Genomic DNA, 17,822 nt, shown 5'->3' on the forward strand with positions numbered 1-17,822 from the left:
CGGGGGCCTGGGCGTCGGCGGCCGCGGTGTTGTCCGCGGCGGGGTCGCTGGTCGGGTCGTCGGTACGGATGGCGGCGGCGCTGGCTGCGGCCGGCGGTGTCACGGTGGTCTCCCCTCGTGGCGCGACGGCCCTGGCGGGGGCCGTCGCGCTGCTGGTTTCGGTGGTCGGTCCTGCGGTGATGCTGACTCCTTCTCCTCCCGGCGGCCGGCCGGGTTCGGTGTGCCTAGAGGTGTGCGAGCTTGTAGAGCACGGGTGCGGCCTCCCGCAGGACGGCCCACTCCTCATCGTCGAGCCCCTGGGCGAGCTCGGCGAGCCAGACGTTTCGGCGCCGGCGACTCTCCGTGAGGATCGTCTCGGCCTGCTCGGTGCTGCTGACGACCACCTGGCGGCGGTCCTCGGGGTGCGGTTCGCGCCGCACCAGCCCCTTCTCCTCCAGCATCGCGACGATCCTGGTCATCGAAGGCGGCTGCACGTGCTCCTTCCGGGCGAGCTCACCCGGCGTCGCCTTCCCGCACCGGGCGAGGGTGCCCAGCACTCCCATCTCGGTGGGACTCAGTGACTCCTCCACCCGTTGGTGTTTGAGTCGTCGGGAGAGGCGCATCGTGGACGACCGCAGCTGTGAGATCGCTGCGAGGTCCTGCTCGGACATCTCGGGCATCTCTTTAGCTTACGTCATTACTCTCGCTAAGGAAAAACGGGTTCCCACCGTGCCGGAGGATCGGCCCGGTGCCATATTGGTGATGGGTGATCGTTCCCGACTCCGGAAGGGCCGACCAGTGATGTCCGACCTCGCCTCCGAACCGTCCGTACAGTCGCCGCCGGCCGTCCGGTCCGCACCGGCCGTCCGGCCCGCGCAGACCCTGCCGGACCCGCAGTCCGCGCCGGACGACACCGGCTTCGCCCGGCTCGCCATGGTCACCATCGACTGCGCCGACCCGATCGCACTGGCCTCCTTCTACGGCGAGCTGCTCGGCTGGGAGACCCGGCACGTGGACGAGCACTTCGCGATCCTGGACAACCCGGAGGGCGGCAGCCCGCTGGGCTTCGGGCGGGTCACCGGCTACCGGCCGGAGCCGTGGACCGAGCCGGACGGCAGCAAGCACTTCCACCTGGACTTCTACGTCGATGACCTGGAGGAGTCCACCGCGAAGGCGCTCGCGCTCGGCGCGACCGAGCCCAGCTACCAGCACGGCCGCACGCTCCGGGTGCTGATCGACCCGGCCGGCCACCCGTTCGGACTGGCCCCGCTGGACCAGGCCGTCGGGCAGTAGGCGCAGCAGGGGGCGGCGGCAGGCGGCGGGGCCCGGGGGTCGTGCGCAGGCGATGTCAGGGCTTGGTGCCGAGATCTTGCAGGCAGCGTAAAGGTCCGCTCTGACCTGGGAGTTCACGAAAAACCCGAACATTGTGCGACTGCCCGGCAGTCGTTACTGTCCCCGTTGTCAGGGGCAGCACACGCCAGGTCTCCTCTCGATGGCACCCGTTCCGTGCCCCTTCCCCCACTTCTCCCCGGCGACCCGGCCTGCCGGGTCCGCCCGAGCCCTGGCGCCCTCAACCCCTCGTCCAGGGAGTTCAATTGGGTGCGATCCATCACGCCGACCACGGCTGGGTGACACCAGCGGTCTCGTACTTCGTCGCCTGCCTCGGCGCCTTCGTCGCCCTGCGCAGCGCCCGCTGGGCACTCGTCTCCACCGGCCGCAGCCGGGTGATCTGGCTGCTGTTCGCGTCGACCTCGCTCGGGGCCGGCATCTGGTCCATGCACTTCATCGCGATGCTCGGCTTCTCGGTCAGCGGCGTCGAGATCACCTACCAGCCGGGGCTGACCGTGCTCAGCCTGCTGGTCGCCGTCGCCGTGGTGGGCGTCGGACTGTTCACCGTCGGGTACTGGCGCCGCCGGCCCGTGCTGTCCCTGCTGATCGGCGGGCTGACCACCGGACTCGGGGTCGCCGCGATGCACTACCTGGGCATGGCCGCGATGGTCCTGCCCGGCCACCTCGGCTACGACCACGTCACGGTCTGGCTGTCGGTCGGCATCGCGGTGTTCGCGGCCACGGCCGCGCTCTGGGCCGCGCTCAACATCCGGGGCACCCTCGCCGTGCTGGCCGCGGCGCCCGTGATGGGCGTGGCCGTCTGCGCGATGCACTACACCGGCATGGCGGCGCTCTCCGTCCAGCTGGACTTCTCGCGCTCCACCGAAAGCGGCGTGATGGCGCTGCAGTTCATCTTCCCGCTCGGCGTCGGACTGGGCTGCTACGTCTTCTTCGGCTCACTGGCCTTCGCCGTCTCACCGAGCAAGCCCTCCACCCAGCCCCTGCTGGCCGGCCCGGCGGCCCCGCTGCCGCCCCGGCCGCCGCGCGTCCCCCCGCAGCAGCGACGCTCCATGACCGGCTCGGGCGCCCGGCGCTGAACGGCACCGCCCCGAGCGGCACCGCACTGCGCCGGACCGCCCCGAACCGGCGCTGAAGCCCAGCGCCGGAAGGACCGACGTCCGGCCGGGTCCCCCACCCCGGCCGGACGTCCGCGCGGGCACTCAGGGCCGGCCGAGCAGCCCGGTCAGGTGCTCCGGTGTGGCCACCGGGCAGGCCTTGCGCACGAAGTCCCGCCGCAACGCGTGGTACGGCTCGCCCGCCCGGTAGAAGTTGGCGTGCATCCGGCGCAGTTCCTCGGCCCGGTACTCGGCCAGCGGTTTGGCCTCCTCGTCCTCGGCGCGGCGCCGCTTCTTGTCCACCAGCCGCCCGGTGAGCTCCGGCGCGTCCGCCAGCGCGGCAGCCTCCCGGGCCACCCAGCGCCGGAACCCGGCCGCGTCCCCGCCGGCCGTACGGTCCACCAGGCCGATCCGGCGGGCGTGTTCGGCCCCGACCGGCAGCGCCTCGGTGGTGAGCCGCTCGGCCTGCTCGGCGCCGACCCGGGCGGGCAGGGTGTACGTCCAGTACTCGGAGCCGTACAGGCCCATCAGCCGGTAGTGCGGGTTGAGCACCGCCGACTCCCGGCACCACACCTCGTCGGCGGCCAGCGCCAGCATCAGGCCGCCGGCCGCCGCGTTCCCGGCCAGGGCGGCGACGGTCAGCTTGTCGTCGGTGGTCAGGACGGCCTCGACCAGGTCGTCCATCGCGTTGATGTTCTCCCAGGACTCCAGCGCCGGGAAGGCCGCGCCCTCGATGACGTTGAGGTGGATCCCGTTGGAGTAGAAGTCCCGGGGCGCGCCCAGCACCAGCACCGAGGTGGGCCGGGCGGCGGCCTCCCGGTAGGCGGCCAGCAGCCGGCGGCACTGCTCGGTGCCCATCGCCCCGCCCGCGTAGGCGAACTCGAGGAAGCCGACCTCGCCGTCCTCGTGGTAGCGCAGCTCCGACCAGGTGGTGCGGCGGGCCGCGTCCGCCGGGCTCACCGGCACCTCGCGGACCCGGTGCAGCTCGTCGGCGAGCACCGTCGCGGCCGGCAGCTTGAAGGTGACCGGCCCGCCGGGGGTACGGCGCGGGCGCAGCTGGGGGATCCAGACCGCGCCGTCCACGGTGGCCCGGCAGATCGCGCCGTCCCGGGTGGCGAGGACGGCGCCGGGCTCCGGGCCGCGCAGCTGGTCCTCGGGGTGGCCGCCGTGCAGGAAGAACTCGCGTCCGTACAGCTCGTCGAGCACGCCGGGCTGGGAGTCGGCGGCGCGCAGCTTGCGCAGCACGGTGGCGGTGTCGTCCTGCTGCCAGTCGATCCGGCGCGCCTCCTGGCGCAGGAACGGCCGCAGTTCGCCGCGCACGTCGGGGCGGGTGTAGTCCAGCGGCTCGGGGGTGAACAGCCCGCCCTCGTAGCGCTGGACGGCCAGCAGGACGGCCTCGGCGGCGGCGTCCGCGACCTCGCCCCGGTACAGCTCGCTCTTGCCGCACTCGGGGACGGCGAACTCGACGGACGCCCAGATGTCGCCGGCGTCCATCTCCTCGACGGCCTGCAGCACGGTGACGCCCCAGCGCCGGGCGTCCTCGGTGATCGCCCAGTCGAGCGAGGAGGGGCCGCGGTCGCCCTTCGGGCCGGGGTGCACGATCAAGACCGTCCGGGTGGACCAGATGTCCGCGGGGACGGCCCTGGTGAGCATCGGGCAGACGATCAGCTCCGGGTCGACCCGGGCCACCGCCTCCCTCATCTGTTCGTCGCCGAGGGCGAGTTGGACGGCGACCTGGTGGCCGCGCTCGCGCAGCTCGGTGTGGACGCGCTGGGTCAGGCTGTTGAACGCGGTGGCGATCAGGAGAATGCGCACAGGGGGCCTCCGGGCAGGGACTGCGGGTCGCGCGGAGGCGATGAAACCACGGCATGGACACGCAATGGTCACGTTCCGTGGCTCGGCGCTCTACTCTCACGCACCCCGCACACCTGTGGCCCCGGCGTGGCCCCGCTTCGCCGGATCTCCCCAGCCCCTCCCCGGAGTCGGCCTGGCGCCGGACACCCGGCGCCAGGACCATGACCCGGCCCGCGACCGGCCCGCGACCGGCCCGCGACCGGCCCCGGGTGCTACCGGGGGAAGGCCCGGCGGGCCCGCCAGGTGGTGTGCTCGCGGGAGACCGCGTCCTCGGCCTCGGCGGCCAGCCGGGCCCAGCGCTCCTCGGCGTCCGGCGTCTTGAGGTCGAGGTCGGAGAGCTGGTTGCCGACGTTCTCCAGTTCGCGCGCGGCCAGCTGGTAGGCGGCGGCCAGCGGGCGCAGCTGCTTGAGCTGGGTCCAGGCGATGATCGCGGCGGCCGCGGCCGAGCTGGCGCCGAAGATGTGCACCTCCAGGGCGCCGGTGGCCTGGGCGATGGCCGCCGCCGCGCCGATGATGATCAGCGTCGCGATGCCGAGCCCCCAGGAGACCGCCTGGGACTCGCAGGAATCGGCCCGGGAGCGGTACCAGGTGCGCTGGCTCTCGACCCGGGTGCGCAGGTAGAGGGTGCGCCGGGCGGCGAGGCTGTCGGCCCGGGCGCGGCGCATCTCCTCGGTGATCTCCGGGACGCTGCCGGGCGGCACGATCTCCGGGTCCTCGAAGGCCCGCAGCACGTCCTCGACCTGGAGCAGGTAGCCGCGGTCGGCGTCCGGCGAGTCGGCGTCGCCACCGAACGGGCTGGCCCGGACGCTGTACTTCCAGGCCAGCGTCTTGACCGACTCGGCCGCCGCCCGCGCCTCGTACCACCGGCCCTGCGGGTTGCTGCGGCGCAGCCGGGACCAGAAGTAGCCGGCGATCAGGAAGGCGGCCACCGAGAACAGTGGCTTGATATCGCTGTCGCCCTTGTGGTCCGGGCCCGGGAGCGAGCCGATCAGCGCGGCGACCACCAGCATGGCGATCAGCCCGCGGTGCCAGCGGAGCGTCTCGCGCTGTCCGTCCAGCGAGGCCTTGTCCGCCCGCCAGAACAACTCCGGCAGCAGTCGCGCCTCGACTCCCCCGGGCGGATCCTGTTGCACCATCGGTCGAGTCCCCTCCCCGTCTCCGTCCAGGCAGTATGCCCGCCGCCAACTGCCCTACACAGTCACCTTTTTGACACCTTCCGATCGCCGGTGATTGCCCCCGAGCCGGGGCCGGTACACCCGGTCGCATGCCACTGCACTGGAAGCTCGTCATCGACTGCGCCGACCCGCACCGCCAGGCCGCGTTCTGGGGCGCCGCCCCGGACTACGCCGTCGAGGACCACCGCACCCTGATCGCCCGCCTGCTGGACGCCGGCCCGGGCCCCGACCGGAACGCCGGCGGCCCGGGAGAACGCCGCCCCGGACGCCGACGGCCCCGCCCTCCGGTTCCGGAGGGCGGGGCCGTCGAGGGCCGTACGGCGTCAGAGCAGGCCGAAGGCCGGCATCAGGTAGTAGAAGGCGAACACCGCCGCCACCACGTACATCGGGGCCGGCACGCCACGGCCGCGGCCGGCGGCCAGGCGCAGGACGCAGAAGGCGATGAAGCCGAAGCCGATGCCGTTGGTGATCGAGTAGGTGAACGGCATCATCACGATGGTCAGGAAGGCCGGGATCGCGATGGTGTAGTCCGCCCAGTCGATCTCCTTGATCGAGTTGGCCAGGATCAGGAAGCCGACCGTGACCAGGGCCGGGGTGGCGGCCTGGGCCGGGACCATGGTGGCCAGCGGCGTGAGGAAGAGCGCCACCACAAAGAGCAGGCCGGTGACGATCGAGGCGAAGCCGGTGCGGGCGCCCTCGCCGACGCCCGCGGTGGACTCGACGAAGCAGGTGTTGGCGGAGGCGGAGGCGGCGCCGCCGGCCGCGGTGGCGATGCCGTCGACCATCAGGATCCTGTTGATGCCCGGCAGGTCGCCCTTCTCGTCGAGCAGGTGGGCCTCGTCGGCGACGCCGAGGATGGTGCCCATCGCGTCGAAGAAGCAGGACATCAGCACGGTGAAGACGAACAGCACGCCGGTCAGCACGCCGACCTTCTCGAAGCCGCCGAACAGGCTGACCTTGCCGACCAGGCCGAAGTCCGGGGCGGCCACCGGGTTGCCGGGCCAGGTGGGGACGGTGAGGCCCCACTTGAGCGCCGGGACGTCGGCGAACTTGTCGATCACCACGGCCAGCACGGTGGAGACGGCGATGCTGATCAGGATTGCGCCGGGCACCTTGCGGCTGACCAGGATCAGGGTCAGCAGCAGGCCGACCACGAAGACCAGCACCGGGAAGCCGAGCAGGTGGCCGTTGCCGCCGAGCTGCAGCGGGACGGTGGTGTGGGCGGCGTCCGGGATGCGGCTGACGAAGCCGGAGTCGACCAGGCCGACGAGGGTGATGAACAGGCCGATGCCGATCGCGATGGCCTTGCGCAGGCCGAGCGGGACGGCGTTCATGACCCGCTCGCGCAGGCCGGTGGCGACCAGCAGCATGATCGCGAAGCCGGCCAGCACCACCATGCCCATGGCGTCCGGCCAGGTCATCTTGGGTGCGAGCTGCAGCGCCACGATGGTGTTGACGCCGAGGCCGGCGGCCAGGCCGATCGGCACATTGCCGACCACGCCCATCAGCAGGGTGGTGAGGCCCGCGGTGAGGGCGGTGGCGGTGACCAGCTGGGCGCTGTCCAGGTGAGCCCCGGTCATGTCCGTGGCGCTGGCCAGGATGATCGGGTTCAGCACCAGGATGTACGCCATGGTGAAGAAGGTGGCGACACCGCCGCGGATCTCGCGCGGCAGGGTGGAGCCGCGCTCACTGATCTTGAAGTAGCGGTCCAGGGCGCCGGAGGGGGGCGTGGGCGCGCTGGAGGCGGGTTCGGGCGACTCGGTGGCCGACTGGACCACAGGCATGCGGGCGTCCTCTGTGGGGGAGCTGAGGAGGAGGGTTCCACCCGGGACGACGGTGGCCGGGCGTAGACCTTTAAGTATGGTTTCCGGATCGCACACGCGCTATCTTCGCGCGTAGAGCACCGAGGGCCGCCGGAGGCCGCCGGCCGGGCACCCGCCACACCCCCCGAGCCCCCCGCGCACCGTACGCTAGGCCCCATGCCCAAGACGCCGCTGCACCCCTCGCCCCCTCCGCTGGAGGCCAATGACGTCGCCATCGTCGGCGGCGGCACGGTGCTGTGGTTCGTCGCCTTCCTCGCCCTGCTCCCCTTCCAGGGCACCCTCTCCGACCACGGCCACGGCACCTGGCCGTGGATCTGCCTCTCCGGCGGCCTGCTCGGCCTGATCGGCCTCTGGTACTGCCGCGCCCGGCGGGACGCGATCGCCCGCAGCCGTGCCGCCGAGGCCGCGCGGGACACCTCCGGGGACGGCGGCCAGAGCCCGTCCACCCAGTCGGACTGAATAGTCCTTTAGTAGCACGCACCGGACATAAGGCACCCGTAGAGTCGGTGCCATGACGCAGCCTGCCCAGCCCGCGGAAGAGCAGCCGACCGACGGAGGCCGCCCGGACGGAGCGCACCCGCTCGGCCTGCTGCCCGGACGGCGCGGTGGCCTGACCACCGCGGAGGTCGCCGAGCGGGTGGCGGACGGACGGGTCAACGACGTCCCGGTGCGGTCCAGCCGGTCCGCCAAGGAGATCGTCCGGGCCAACGTCTTCACCCGGTTCAACGCCATCATCGGCGTCATGTTCGGGATCATCCTGATCGTCGGGCCCCTCCAGGACGGCCTGTTCGGCCTGGTCATCGTGGCCAACACGGCGATCGGCATCATCCAGGAGCTGCGCGCCAAGAAGACCCTGGACAGCCTGGCCCTGATCGGCGAGACCAGGCCGCAGGTCCGCCGGGACGGCGCCGTCCAGCAGGTCCCGGTCTCCGAGATCGTCCTCGACGACACCGTGCTGCTCGGCATCGGCGACAAGGTGATCGTGGACGGCGAGGTCACCGAGGCGGACGGCCTGGAGATCGACGAGTCGCTGCTCACCGGCGAGCCCGACCCCGTCCTCAAGCAGCCCGGCGACCAGGTGATGTCCGGCAGCTTCGTGGTGGCCGGCGCCGGCGCGTTCACCGCCACCAGGGTCGGCCGGGAGGCCTACGCGGCGCAGCTGGCCGAGGAGGCCAGCAAGTTCACCCTGGTGAAGTCGGAGCTGCGCAGCGGCATCAACAGCATCCTGCGGTTCATCACCTACCTGCTGATCCCCACCGCGATCGGCCTGATCATCAGCCAGCTGGCCGTGGAGGGCCGCGACTGGCGCGAGGCCGTGCGCCGGATGGTGGCCGGCATCGTGCCGATGGTCCCCGAGGGCCTGGTGCTGCTGACCTCGGTCGCCTTCGCGATCGGGGTGATCCGGCTGGGCCGCCGGCAGTGCCTGGTCCAGGAGCTGCCCGCGATCGAGGGCCTGGCCCGGGTGGACACCGTCTGCCTGGACAAGACCGGCACCCTCACCGAGGGCGGCATGGACGTCATCGACCTGCGGGTGCTCTCCGACGGCGAGTCCGCCCCGGTCGACAAGGACACGATCCAGCACGCGCTCGCCGTGATGGCCGGGGCCGACGCCCGCCCCAACCCGTCCATGCAGGCCGTCATCGACGCGTACGGGCGCGGCGACGGCGCCGGCCCGGGCGGCGACGGCTGGCGGGTGATCGAGGCGATGCCCTTCTCCTCCGCCCGCAAGTGGAGCGGCGTCCAGCTGCTGGAGCCCCAGGGCGGCGAGGCCAGCTGGCTGCTCGGCGCCCCGGACGTGCTGCTGCCCGCCGGGCACCCGGCGCTCGCCGAGGTGGACGAGCTCGGCTCCCGGGGCCTGCGGGTGCTGCTGCTCGGCCGCACACCCGTCCCGCTGGACTCCCCCGACCCGGCGGCCGGCCTCACCCCGCTGGCCCTGGTGGTGCTCCAGCAGCGGCTGCGCGCGGACGCCGCCGAGACCCTGCGCTACTTCGAGGGGCAGAACGTCCGGGCCAAGGTGATCTCCGGCGACGCGGCCGTCTCGGTCGGCGCGGTGGCCGGCCATCTCGGGCTGCCCGGCGCGGACCGCCCGCTGGACGCCCGCACCCTGCCGCAGGACCCCGAGCAGCTCGCCGAGACCGCCGACCGGACCAGCGTCTTCGGCCGGGTCACCCCGCAGCAGAAGCGCCAGCTGGTCGGGGCGCTGCAGTCGCGCGGCCACACCGTGGCGATGACCGGCGACGGCGTCAACGACGTGCTGGCACTCAAGGACGCCGACATCGGCGTGGCGATGGGCACCGGCTCGGACGCCACCAAGGCGGTCGCCCAGATCGTGCTGCTGAACGACTCCTTCGCGACCCTGCCCTCGGTGGTGGCCGAAGGCCGCCGGGTGATCGGCAACATCGAGCGGGTGGCCGGGCTGTTCCTGGTCAAGACGGTCTACTCCGTCCTGCTGGCGCTGCTGGTGATCTTCACCCACTCGCCGTACCCGTTCCTGCCCCGGCACTCCACCGTGCTGTCCACCCTCACCATCGGCGTGCCGGCCTTCTTCCTCGCCCTCGCCCCCAACAACGAGCGGGCCCGCACCGGCTTCGTGAAGCGGGTGCTGCGGCTGGCCGTGCCCGGCGGCGTCATCGCCGGCACCGGCACCTTCGTCGCCTACTCGCTGGCCCGCTCCGACCACGCCACCGACCTCAAGGCCGACACCAGCGTGGCCACCCTGACGCTCTTCCTGATCGCCATCTGGGTGCTCGCCATCGTCGCCCGCCCGTACAACTGGTGGCGGCTGCTGCTGATCGGCACCATGTGCTTCGCCTTCGCGCTGGTGCTGACGGTGCCGTGGCTGTCGGACTTCTTCGAGCTCTCCCTGGTCGGCCGACGCGACCCGTGGACGGGCGTGGCCATCGCCCTGGTCTGCGGCGTGGTGCTGGAGGTCGGCTGGGCCTGGATGAAGCGCCGCGGCATGGAGTGAGCGAACGGCCCCTGCGCTTAGGGCGTGTCTTTCGGATCACGCCAAGCGGTCGTCGTGATCCGAAAGACACGCCCTAGCATGGCCCCCGAGAGGGGGTGCCGAATGGCGCGCAAGGGTGGGGAATTGGAGGCGTTCATCGCCTTCCTGGGCGGGCTGCTGGCGGCCGGGCTGACGGCGCTGGCGATGGTGGGCGTCGGTCTGGCCGCCAGGCCGACGCCCACCCTGAAGACGGCGGCGATGGTGACGCTCGGCGCGGTCTGGCTGACCGTCACCACCACCGTCTACCTGCGGCTCAAGCCGCGCGGCGGTGAGGCCCTGTCCGGCCGGTCGGGCCGACCCGACAGGCCTTAGCCCTCGAAGTCCCGGGCCGCGGACAGCTCGTAGGCCCGGTCCGGCTCGCTGAGCGCGGCCAGCACCTCGAAGCGCCGGTGCCATTGCCCGACCGACCAGGCGAGCCCGGCCGCCAGGCCCTCCGGGGTGGCCGCGTGCAGCAGTCCGGGCACCGGCGGGACCTCGAACTCGTCGTCCTCGTCGTCGGCTTCGGCCAGCTCCGGATCGTACGGCGGTTCCGGGGCGTCCGCCTCGTGGTCCCAGCGCCAGTCGACGGCGGCCTCGCCGCCGTCCGGGCCGACCACCAGCAGCTCCTCGTGCTCCTCGTAGGCGACCGGGCAGCCGGGCAGCAGCTCCCGCACCACCGCCGGGACGCGGTGCAGCACGCCCTCGGAGAGCACCCGCCCGCCGGCCACCTCGCTGGCCAGCGACACGTGCAGCCGCTCGGCGAGGTCCGCGGCGAGCGCCGGGGCGACCGGCAACAGCGGGTACGGGTGCAGCAGTTGGACCAGGTCGGGGGCGTCGGCGACGACCGCCTCGGTGGCGTCCACGATCACCGTGTGGTCCGGGCGGCGGCCGGTGGCCGGGTCCAGCGGCGGCAGCGCCCGCACCACGTCGAGCGGTTCGATCCGCTCCCGGTCGACCCGGGCCAACGCGCTGTGGATGCCGTGCAGTTGGCGGTGCCCGACCTCGGCGGCCGGGTCGGTGAGCCGGTCCAGCACCTCGTCCGGGCCGTGCACCTCGGCGAGCAGCGCGGACAGCGTGGTGCGCACCCCGAGCGCGTGCAGGAACTGCTCGTCCAGGGTGGTGCGCGCCTCGTCGTACAGGCCGCGCAGCAGCGGGTCGGCCCCGGCGGCGCGCAGCCCGGCGGGCTCGCGGCCGCCCAGCACCGGGTGGTCGCGCAGCCACCAGGCGGTGTACGGCGGCAGGTCGGTGTACGTGCCGTCCGGCAGCAGGGTGCGCACCGGGGTGACCACGGCGTCCCGGTACGGCGGGCGGGCGAGCGCGGCGAGCGCCTGGGGCCAGGCGTCGTCGTCGACCAGGTCGAGGTCCCGGACGGCCAGCAGTTCGGCGGCCACCGGCGGCACGCCGATGACCTCGTCGGCGTTCAGTGCCTCCAGGGCGTCCTCGGCCCATTCGGCGAGCCCGTCGGGCGCCTCGTCCAGCAGCCCGGTGGGGTGGCCGCCGGCCGCCCGGTCGGCGGGGGCGGTGGGGTCGAGCCGCTCCAGGTCGTCCGGGTCGAGCACCACGTCCTCGGCGCGCACCAGCACGAAGTCGGCGAGCACGCCGACGGCCGCGAGCACCTCGGGGCCCCAGCGCTCCAGCAGCTCGTCGTCCACCCAGCCGGCGTCCTCCTCGCGCGCGAGCGCGGCGAACGGGCTGCCGGGCAGCACCAGTTCGCCGGCGCGGGCGGGCTCGCCCTCGTCGTCCAGCAGCGCCAGCCGGGCCAGCCAGGGGTGTTCGCCGACGCCCGGTTCGGCGGCCTTCACCAGGGCCAGGACGGCGTCGGCCAGCTCCAGCGCGGCGTCCAGGTCGTCGTCGGCCAGCTCGTAGGAGCGGGCGACGGCGGCTCGCACCTCGGGGGTGTCCAGCACCCCGGCCGGGGTGGCGGTGCCGGCGCCCAGCTTGGCCAGCAGCGGGTGGGCGGCCTCGGGGTGGGCGAGCCGCAGGTCGAGCGCGGCCAGGGCCCCGGCGAGCGACTCGGGGTAGCCGGGGAAGGCCGCCCAGTCGGCGTCCTCGGAGGGCAGCAGGACCCGCCGGGGCCCGGTGACGGTCCGCCCGTCGGCGAGCGGCACGGGCAGCGCGCCGAGGGCCTCCGGGTCGGCCGCGCCGAGCGCCGCGTACAGGTTGCGCCACCAGGCCGGGTCCCGGTCCAGACCGCCGAGTTGGTCCACCACCTCGGCCAGCGGCACCCGGCGCACGTTGAGCACCCGCAGCTCGGTGCGGCGCTCCAGGCCGGCCGGCAGCAGCCCGGGGAAGATCGGCGCGAGCGCCTCGACCACCGAGCCGTCCGCGCCCTCCAGCAGGGTCGCGTCCCGGGGCCGCAGCGCGGGCGTGCCCTCCTCGGTGCCGCCGGGGTGCGGCAGGAACGGCGTGCCGGGGAGCCGGGAGAGCACCGCGGCGCGCAGCGCGTTGTCCAGCGCGCCCTGCCCGAGCGGCCCGGGGACGAGGCCCAGCGAGCCGAGGTCCGCGCCGCGGGCGCGCAGCAGGTCGGTGTAGCTGTCGGCGGCGCGTTCGGTGAGGAAGTCGGTGAGCGCGCCGGGGGCGATGTGCCGGCGGGTGGAGTCCAGCGGGTAGGAGGCGATCAGCAGCGCGGGCAGTCCGATCGGCTCGTCGCTGGGGGTGGGGGCGTGCAGCACCGGCGCGATGGCGGGCCGCTGCGGGGTGCCGTCCTCCTCCACCGGGACGGCCCAGGTGACCGTCCAGTACGGGCGGGCGCGCTCCTCGGTGGGCCGGTCGGCGAGCAGTTCGGCGTCCAGGCGGCCGGAGGCGCCGGCGGTCTGCCAGAGGGTGCGCCGCAGCCGCCCGCCCTCGTCGTCGGTGACGGTGACCTCGGTGACGCCGTCCGGGCGCGGCTCGGCGGCGCCGCGGGTGAGCGTCCGGGTGCCCTCCGGGGTCTCCACCACGACCTCGGCCAGGCCCGGCAGGGTGAGCAGCAGGGCGTCGTCGATCCCGGCCAGCAGACGCCTGGTCAGGTCCTCGGCGGCGGCGTCCCGCAGCGGCAGCACCACCACGGTGTCGTAGCCCACGGGGGCCGGGCCCTCGGCCGCGAACGGCAGCCGCAGCAGCGGCACGTGGCCGTCCCGGCGGCGCAGTTCGTCGACGAGCGCGGGCTGCGCCTCGGCGAGCGAGCGGGCCTCGCCCAGCGACCAGCGGACCCCGCCGGCGGCGCCGAGCACGGCGGGCTCGTCGGTGACGGCGAGGACGGCGGCGAAGCCGACGCCGAACCGGCCGACGGCGGGCTGCTCTCCGCGCTTGGAGGAGGCGCGCAGGGTGGACAGCGACTCGACGCCCACCGCGTCCAGCGGGGCGCCGGTGTTGGCGGCGGCGAGGACGCCGTCGGCGAGGGTCAGCCGCAGCCGTCCGGGGCCGTGCCCGGCCCGGAGGGCCGCGTCGGCCGCGTTCTGCGCCAACTCGACCACCAGGCGGTCGCGGTAGCCGCCGAGGGCCAGTTCCTCCTCGGCGTTGGCGTCCTCCCGGAACCGGGCGGGCGAGGCGGCCCAGGCGTCCAGCACCCGTCGGCGCAGCGCGGCGCTCCCGAACGGGTCCGCGAGGTGCTCGTCCGTGCCACTGCCGATGATCCGAGGTTCCACGGGACCTGCCGCCTTCCGCCGCCCTGTACGTCGTAGGGGCATTCTTCCCTGCCCCACCGACTGCTCCCGACCACGGACCGCTCCGGTGGGCATCGACGGACCGTCCCCGGCCGGGGAATCCGCAGGCGAAGGCCCGTCAGCGGCCGGTTCCGCGGAGCGCCCGGTCCGGCACTCAGGCCCCGAAGGCCCCAGGGGCACCAGCGGCACCTGCGGCGGCGGGCGGAGGCGACGGCGGGGAGGCGACGGGCGGCGGCGGGGGGCTGACGGGGTGACGGGCCCGCCGACCCGGCACCCCACTGCCGGGCCGACGGCCCGCCCTGCCGCCCTCCGCGAGCTTGGGGGTCCCCGCGGACGGCAGGCCAGCCGGGGCACCACGGCGAACGGGCGCCCCTACCAGGAGGAACGCCGCGGCCCGCCCCACCGGTTCAGATGGGACGGGCCGCGGGCGACGCCGGCTCAGGAGTGGCCGAGCTCCTCCGCCGGGGCGTCCGGCTCGACCGAGCCGGAGGCGCGGTCCGGGTGGAGCTGCAGCGGCTCGACCACCAGCTCGTCCAGGATCAGCTCGGACGGCGCCGGCGGGGCCGGGATGACGGCCGCCTCGGAGTGCCCGCCGCAGCCGTACGCGAAGGAGACGATCTGGCCGTCGGCCGGGCCGAACTCGTTGCCGCACACGCCGAAGGCCTGTCCGAGCGAGCCGCCGATCGGGATCAGGAAACCGCAGCTGCCGCACGCGGCGGGCGCGGCCTGCGCCATCGGGGTCTGCGGGCCGTGCGCCTTCTCCCAGCGGTCGGCGGCCAGGTGCAGACCGAGCCGGGAGAGCACCCGGCTGCGGCCCAGGCCCAGCTCGTCGGCGACCGCGTTGATCTGGGCGCGGGCCGGGGCGGGCTGGACGTGCGGGTCGGTGACGACCACGTCCTCCTCGGCGGCCAGGGCGACCGCGGAGTTCGGCGCGGGCTCGTCATCGCCGCTCCAGCCGGGCTCCAGCCGCTCGTCGTCGGCCCCGGTGGGCAGCAGGTCGCCGGGGCCCATGTCGCCCGGGCGCAGCCGCTCGCTCCACGGCACCCACTCGGGCGCCAGCACGGCGTCCTCGCCGGGCAGCAGCACGACCTCGTCCAGCGTCACGTTCTTCGCCCGCGGGGCGCGGGCGACGGTGATCGCCCAGTGCCAGCCGCGGTAGGCCGCATCCAGGCACTCGAAACTGTGGGTGACGACGCGGTCGGCGTCCGCCTGCACACCCAGGTGCGGCCCGACGGCCTCGGGCCCGACGGCCTCCTCGGCTGCCTGGCGGGCGAGTTCGACGGCCTCGGCACAGAGCCGGTCGGGGGTACGGCTTCGCATCGCAGCACTCACGGCGTCGATTCTCTCCCAGTTCTTCTGTCGCCCACGGCGTGTTGCCTTCTCGTCGCGGCTCGGTAGTCCCTCGTCCATTCTGCGCGACCCGGGGCCGCGTCGGGTACCGGCCGCGCCGCTCGTCCGGCCTGCCGGCGCCCCGGCGCCACGGCGGACGGACCTTGGGGCAGGCTACCCGCCGGTCGGCGCCCCGGCACAGTCCGGGGCGGAGCCGACCGTTCCGAGGCCGCGCCGGGCCCTGCCGATTCCCGGGTCACCCCGGGCGAATCTGGGGCAGGATGAGCATGTGGCGGACGACGACCCGTCGCATCACGCACTGCGCCCCTCGCAGGCCGGCAACCCCGACGAGGCGGACGCCGTGCCGCGACAGCAGCCTCCTGTCCCCGCTGCGGGCGAACCGCAGCCGGCGGACGACGGCGGGGCGTCCGCAACCGCCCCGGTCAGCCTGGAGAAGCCCGTTCCGCCCGAGGACGACCCGCTGGACGCCCCGCCGGACGACCTGCCCGACGACCTGCCCGAGAACGACCTGCCGGAGGACCCGGCCCCCGCGGACGAGGCCCCCGAGCCGCACCGCAACATCCTGGTCCGCACCGCCTCCGCGGCCGGCCTGCGCACCGGCAAACTGGTGCACGGCACCGGCCGCCGGATCCGCCGCGCCACCTCGGCCGAGGGCGCGGGCGAGTCGGGCCTGGCGAAGCTGATCGAGCTGCACGCGCTGAACTCCTTCGGCGACATGCTGATCACCATCGCGCTGGCCTCCACCATCTTCTTCTCCGTCCCCACCGGCGAGGCCCGCGGCCGGGTCGCCCTCTACCTGCTGATCACGATGGCCCCGTTCGCCCTGCTCGCCCCGGTGATCGGCCCGCTGCTGGACCGGCTGCCGCACGGCCGCCGGGCGGCCATGGCGATGTCGATGCTGGCCCGGGCCGTGCTGGCCTGGACGATGGCCGGGGTGATCGCCGGCGGCGGGATCGCGCTCTACCCGGAGGCGCTGGGCGTGCTGGTGGCGTCCAAGGCGTACGGGGTGGTGCGCAGTGTGGTGGTGCCCCGGCTGCTGCCGAGCCGGCTGTCCCTGGTGAAGGCGAACTCCCGGGTCACCCTGGCCGGGCTGCTGGCCACCGGGGTGGCGGCCGCGGTGGGCGGGCTGCTGCACCTGATCGGGCCGGGCTGGCCGCTGCGCGGCGCCTTCCTGGTGTTCGTGATCGGCACCCTGATGGCCTTCCACCTGCCGCACACGGTCGACTCGGCGAAGGGCGAGCAGCGGGCCGTGCTGCACGCCGAGCTGGCCGGCGAGGGCGGGGGTTCCCACCTGATCCACCACAAGCCGCCGAAGGTCAAGGCCTCGCTGCGCACCGTCGGCCCCTCGGTGGTGCTGGCGTTGCGGGCGATGGCGGGGATGCGCTGGCTGGTCGGTTTCCTGGTGTTCTTCCTGGCGTTCCTGCTGCGCACCGACCCGATCGGCGGCCTGCGGCCGACCCTGGCGCTGGGCCTGGTGGCGCTGGCGGCCGGGACGGGCAACGCGCTGGGTTCGGTGCTGGGCTCCTGGCTGCGCACCCGCGGCCCGGAGGCGACGGTCACCGCGATGCTGCTGCTGGCGACGGGTGCGACGGCGGCGGCCGCGCTCTGGTACGGCGTGGTGACGGTGATTCTGGTCGCCGGGGTGTCCGGGATGGCGGCCTCGCTGGGCAAGCTGGCGCTGGACGCGCTGATCCAGCGGGACGTCCCGGAGGCGGTGCGGACGTCGGCGTTCGCCCGTTCGGAGACGCTGATGCAGCTGGCCTGGGTGGCGGGCGGCGGGGTCGGCATCGTGCTGCCGCTGAACGGGGTGCTGGGCCTGTCGATCGCGGCCGCGGTGGTCGGCCTGGTGCTGCTGTGGACGGTCCACTCGCTGCTGCGGCTGGGTCTACGGCGTCACCCGGCCGCGCCCCGGGTGGCCTGAACCGGCCCGAACCCGCTGGAACCGTCCCGAACCGGCCCGGTCCGGGTGCCGCGGCAACACGCGGCGGCCGACCCCCGCGTAGCGTGATCGGCCGGGTTCGGTAGATTCTGACGCATGAGCCTCAATACCCGTGTCATCGCCGCCCTCGGGGCCGTCGTCGTGGTCGGCGCCGCCACGGTGGGCACCTCCGTGGCCATCGCCGCCGGACAGACCGAGCACAACTCCCACCGGGCCACCCTGCAGGTCGGCACCACGTCGATCGCCGCGGACCCGCTGTGCTGGAACGGCGGCAGCCCGCTCACCGACGACCAGCAGGACCAGTGCCGGACCAAGGCCAACGAGGCCCTGGCCAACGGCAACCTGCCGCAGTCCGACGTGCGGACGAGCGACCGGGTCGGCGTCGGCGTCAGCCCGAACGTGGCCAAGACCGGCTGGTGGGCCTCCACCAACGGCGGCGCGAGCGCCCAGGGCGGGCAGACCAGCCTGTTCTCGTACGCCCAGGGCCCGACCTTCTCCGGCTCCCAGCCGGCCAGCACGGTGCTGAACTCCAGCGGCAAGACCGTGGTCACCGTGGTCGAGATCGACAAGAAGTCGGAGAGCCCGATCGCCGTCTGGTACTTCCGGATGAACACCCAGGGCAGCTGAC

The 17,822-nt window shown here is 74.2% G+C and carries 13 protein-coding genes; 7 read left to right on the plus strand and 6 right to left on the minus strand.

Going from position 1 to position 17,822, the window contains the following annotated elements:
* Positions 1-224: 224 nt before the first annotated feature.
* Positions 225-659, minus strand: a complete 435-nt coding sequence (locus ACZ3YL_RS13790; protein ID WP_030287092.1) for a MarR family winged helix-turn-helix transcriptional regulator — start codon at positions 657-659, stop codon at positions 225-227.
* A gap of 121 nt (positions 660-780) precedes the next feature.
* Here ACZ3YL_RS13790 and ACZ3YL_RS13795 point away from each other — a divergent pair, with 121 nt between their 5' ends.
* Complete coding sequence (locus ACZ3YL_RS13795; RefSeq protein ID WP_223242203.1) at positions 781-1,272, plus strand: VOC family protein; 492 nt, start codon at positions 781-783, stop codon at positions 1,270-1,272.
* 302 nt (positions 1,273-1,574) lie between these two features.
* Positions 1,575-2,405 (plus strand): MHYT domain-containing protein, encoded by an 831-nt coding sequence (locus tag ACZ3YL_RS13800; protein WP_188304683.1) that lies wholly within the window; start codon positions 1,575-1,577, stop codon positions 2,403-2,405.
* A gap of 123 nt (positions 2,406-2,528) precedes the next feature.
* Here the strand turns inward: ACZ3YL_RS13800 and ACZ3YL_RS13805 are convergent, their stop codons facing one another.
* From ACZ3YL_RS13805 to ACZ3YL_RS13815, 3 genes are all read right to left on the minus strand, one after another.
* Positions 2,529-4,238 carry a hydrogenase maturation protein gene (locus tag ACZ3YL_RS13805; RefSeq protein ID WP_188304684.1) on the minus strand — a complete coding sequence of 570 codons (1,710 nt, stop codon included), beginning with the start codon at positions 4,236-4,238 and terminating at the stop codon, positions 2,529-2,531.
* Between the two features lie 251 nt (positions 4,239-4,489).
* Entirely contained in the window at positions 4,490-5,413 is a 924-nt protein-coding gene (locus tag ACZ3YL_RS13810) for a DUF4231 domain-containing protein (RefSeq protein ID WP_188304685.1), read from the minus strand.
* A gap of 362 nt (positions 5,414-5,775) precedes the next feature.
* Positions 5,776-7,236: an NCS2 family permease gene (locus ACZ3YL_RS13815; protein WP_465657276.1), complete on the minus strand. Its 1,461-nt coding sequence runs from the start codon at positions 7,234-7,236 to the stop codon at positions 5,776-5,778.
* Between the two features lie 195 nt (positions 7,237-7,431).
* Here ACZ3YL_RS13815 and ACZ3YL_RS13820 point away from each other — a divergent pair, with 195 nt between their 5' ends.
* The 3 genes from ACZ3YL_RS13820 to ACZ3YL_RS13830 all read left to right on the plus strand — a co-directional run bounded on the left by ACZ3YL_RS13820 (position 7,432) and on the right by ACZ3YL_RS13830 (position 10,594).
* Positions 7,432-7,734 (plus strand): DUF2530 domain-containing protein, encoded by a 303-nt coding sequence (locus tag ACZ3YL_RS13820; protein ID WP_188304687.1) that lies wholly within the window; start codon positions 7,432-7,434, stop codon positions 7,732-7,734.
* A gap of 52 nt (positions 7,735-7,786) precedes the next feature.
* Positions 7,787-10,243, plus strand: a complete 2,457-nt coding sequence (locus tag ACZ3YL_RS13825) for an HAD-IC family P-type ATPase (RefSeq protein WP_465657279.1) — start codon at positions 7,787-7,789, stop codon at positions 10,241-10,243.
* Positions 10,244-10,345: 102 nt separating this feature from the next.
* On the plus strand, positions 10,346-10,594 hold the full coding sequence (locus ACZ3YL_RS13830) for a hypothetical protein (RefSeq protein ID WP_188304689.1): 249 nt from the start codon (positions 10,346-10,348) through the stop codon (positions 10,592-10,594).
* Here the strand turns inward: ACZ3YL_RS13830 and ACZ3YL_RS13835 are convergent.
* A complete protein-coding gene (locus ACZ3YL_RS13835) occupies positions 10,591-13,887 on the minus strand; it encodes a sacsin N-terminal ATP-binding-like domain-containing protein (RefSeq protein ID WP_317621039.1) in 3,297 nt (1,098 codons plus the stop codon). The two genes, ACZ3YL_RS13830 and ACZ3YL_RS13835, sit on opposite strands and share 4 nt — an antisense overlap.
* Positions 13,888-14,343: 456 nt before the next feature.
* Positions 14,344-15,225, minus strand: a complete 882-nt coding sequence (locus ACZ3YL_RS13840) for a DUF3027 domain-containing protein (protein ID WP_465657330.1) — start codon at positions 15,223-15,225, stop codon at positions 14,344-14,346.
* Between the two features lie 589 nt (positions 15,226-15,814).
* On the opposite strand from ACZ3YL_RS13840, the gene ACZ3YL_RS13845 reads away from it, so the two are divergent.
* Both ACZ3YL_RS13845 and ACZ3YL_RS13850 read left to right on the plus strand, forming a co-directional pair.
* Complete coding sequence (locus ACZ3YL_RS13845; RefSeq protein WP_411292948.1) at positions 15,815-17,176, plus strand: MFS transporter; 1,362 nt, start codon at positions 15,815-15,817, stop codon at positions 17,174-17,176.
* Between the two features lie 114 nt (positions 17,177-17,290).
* Positions 17,291-17,821 (plus strand): hypothetical protein, encoded by a 531-nt coding sequence (locus tag ACZ3YL_RS13850; protein ID WP_188304691.1) that lies wholly within the window; start codon positions 17,291-17,293, stop codon positions 17,819-17,821.
* Position 17,822: the final 1 nt, after the last annotated feature.

Source organism: Kitasatospora sp. NPDC023176 (genome assembly GCF_055560495.1).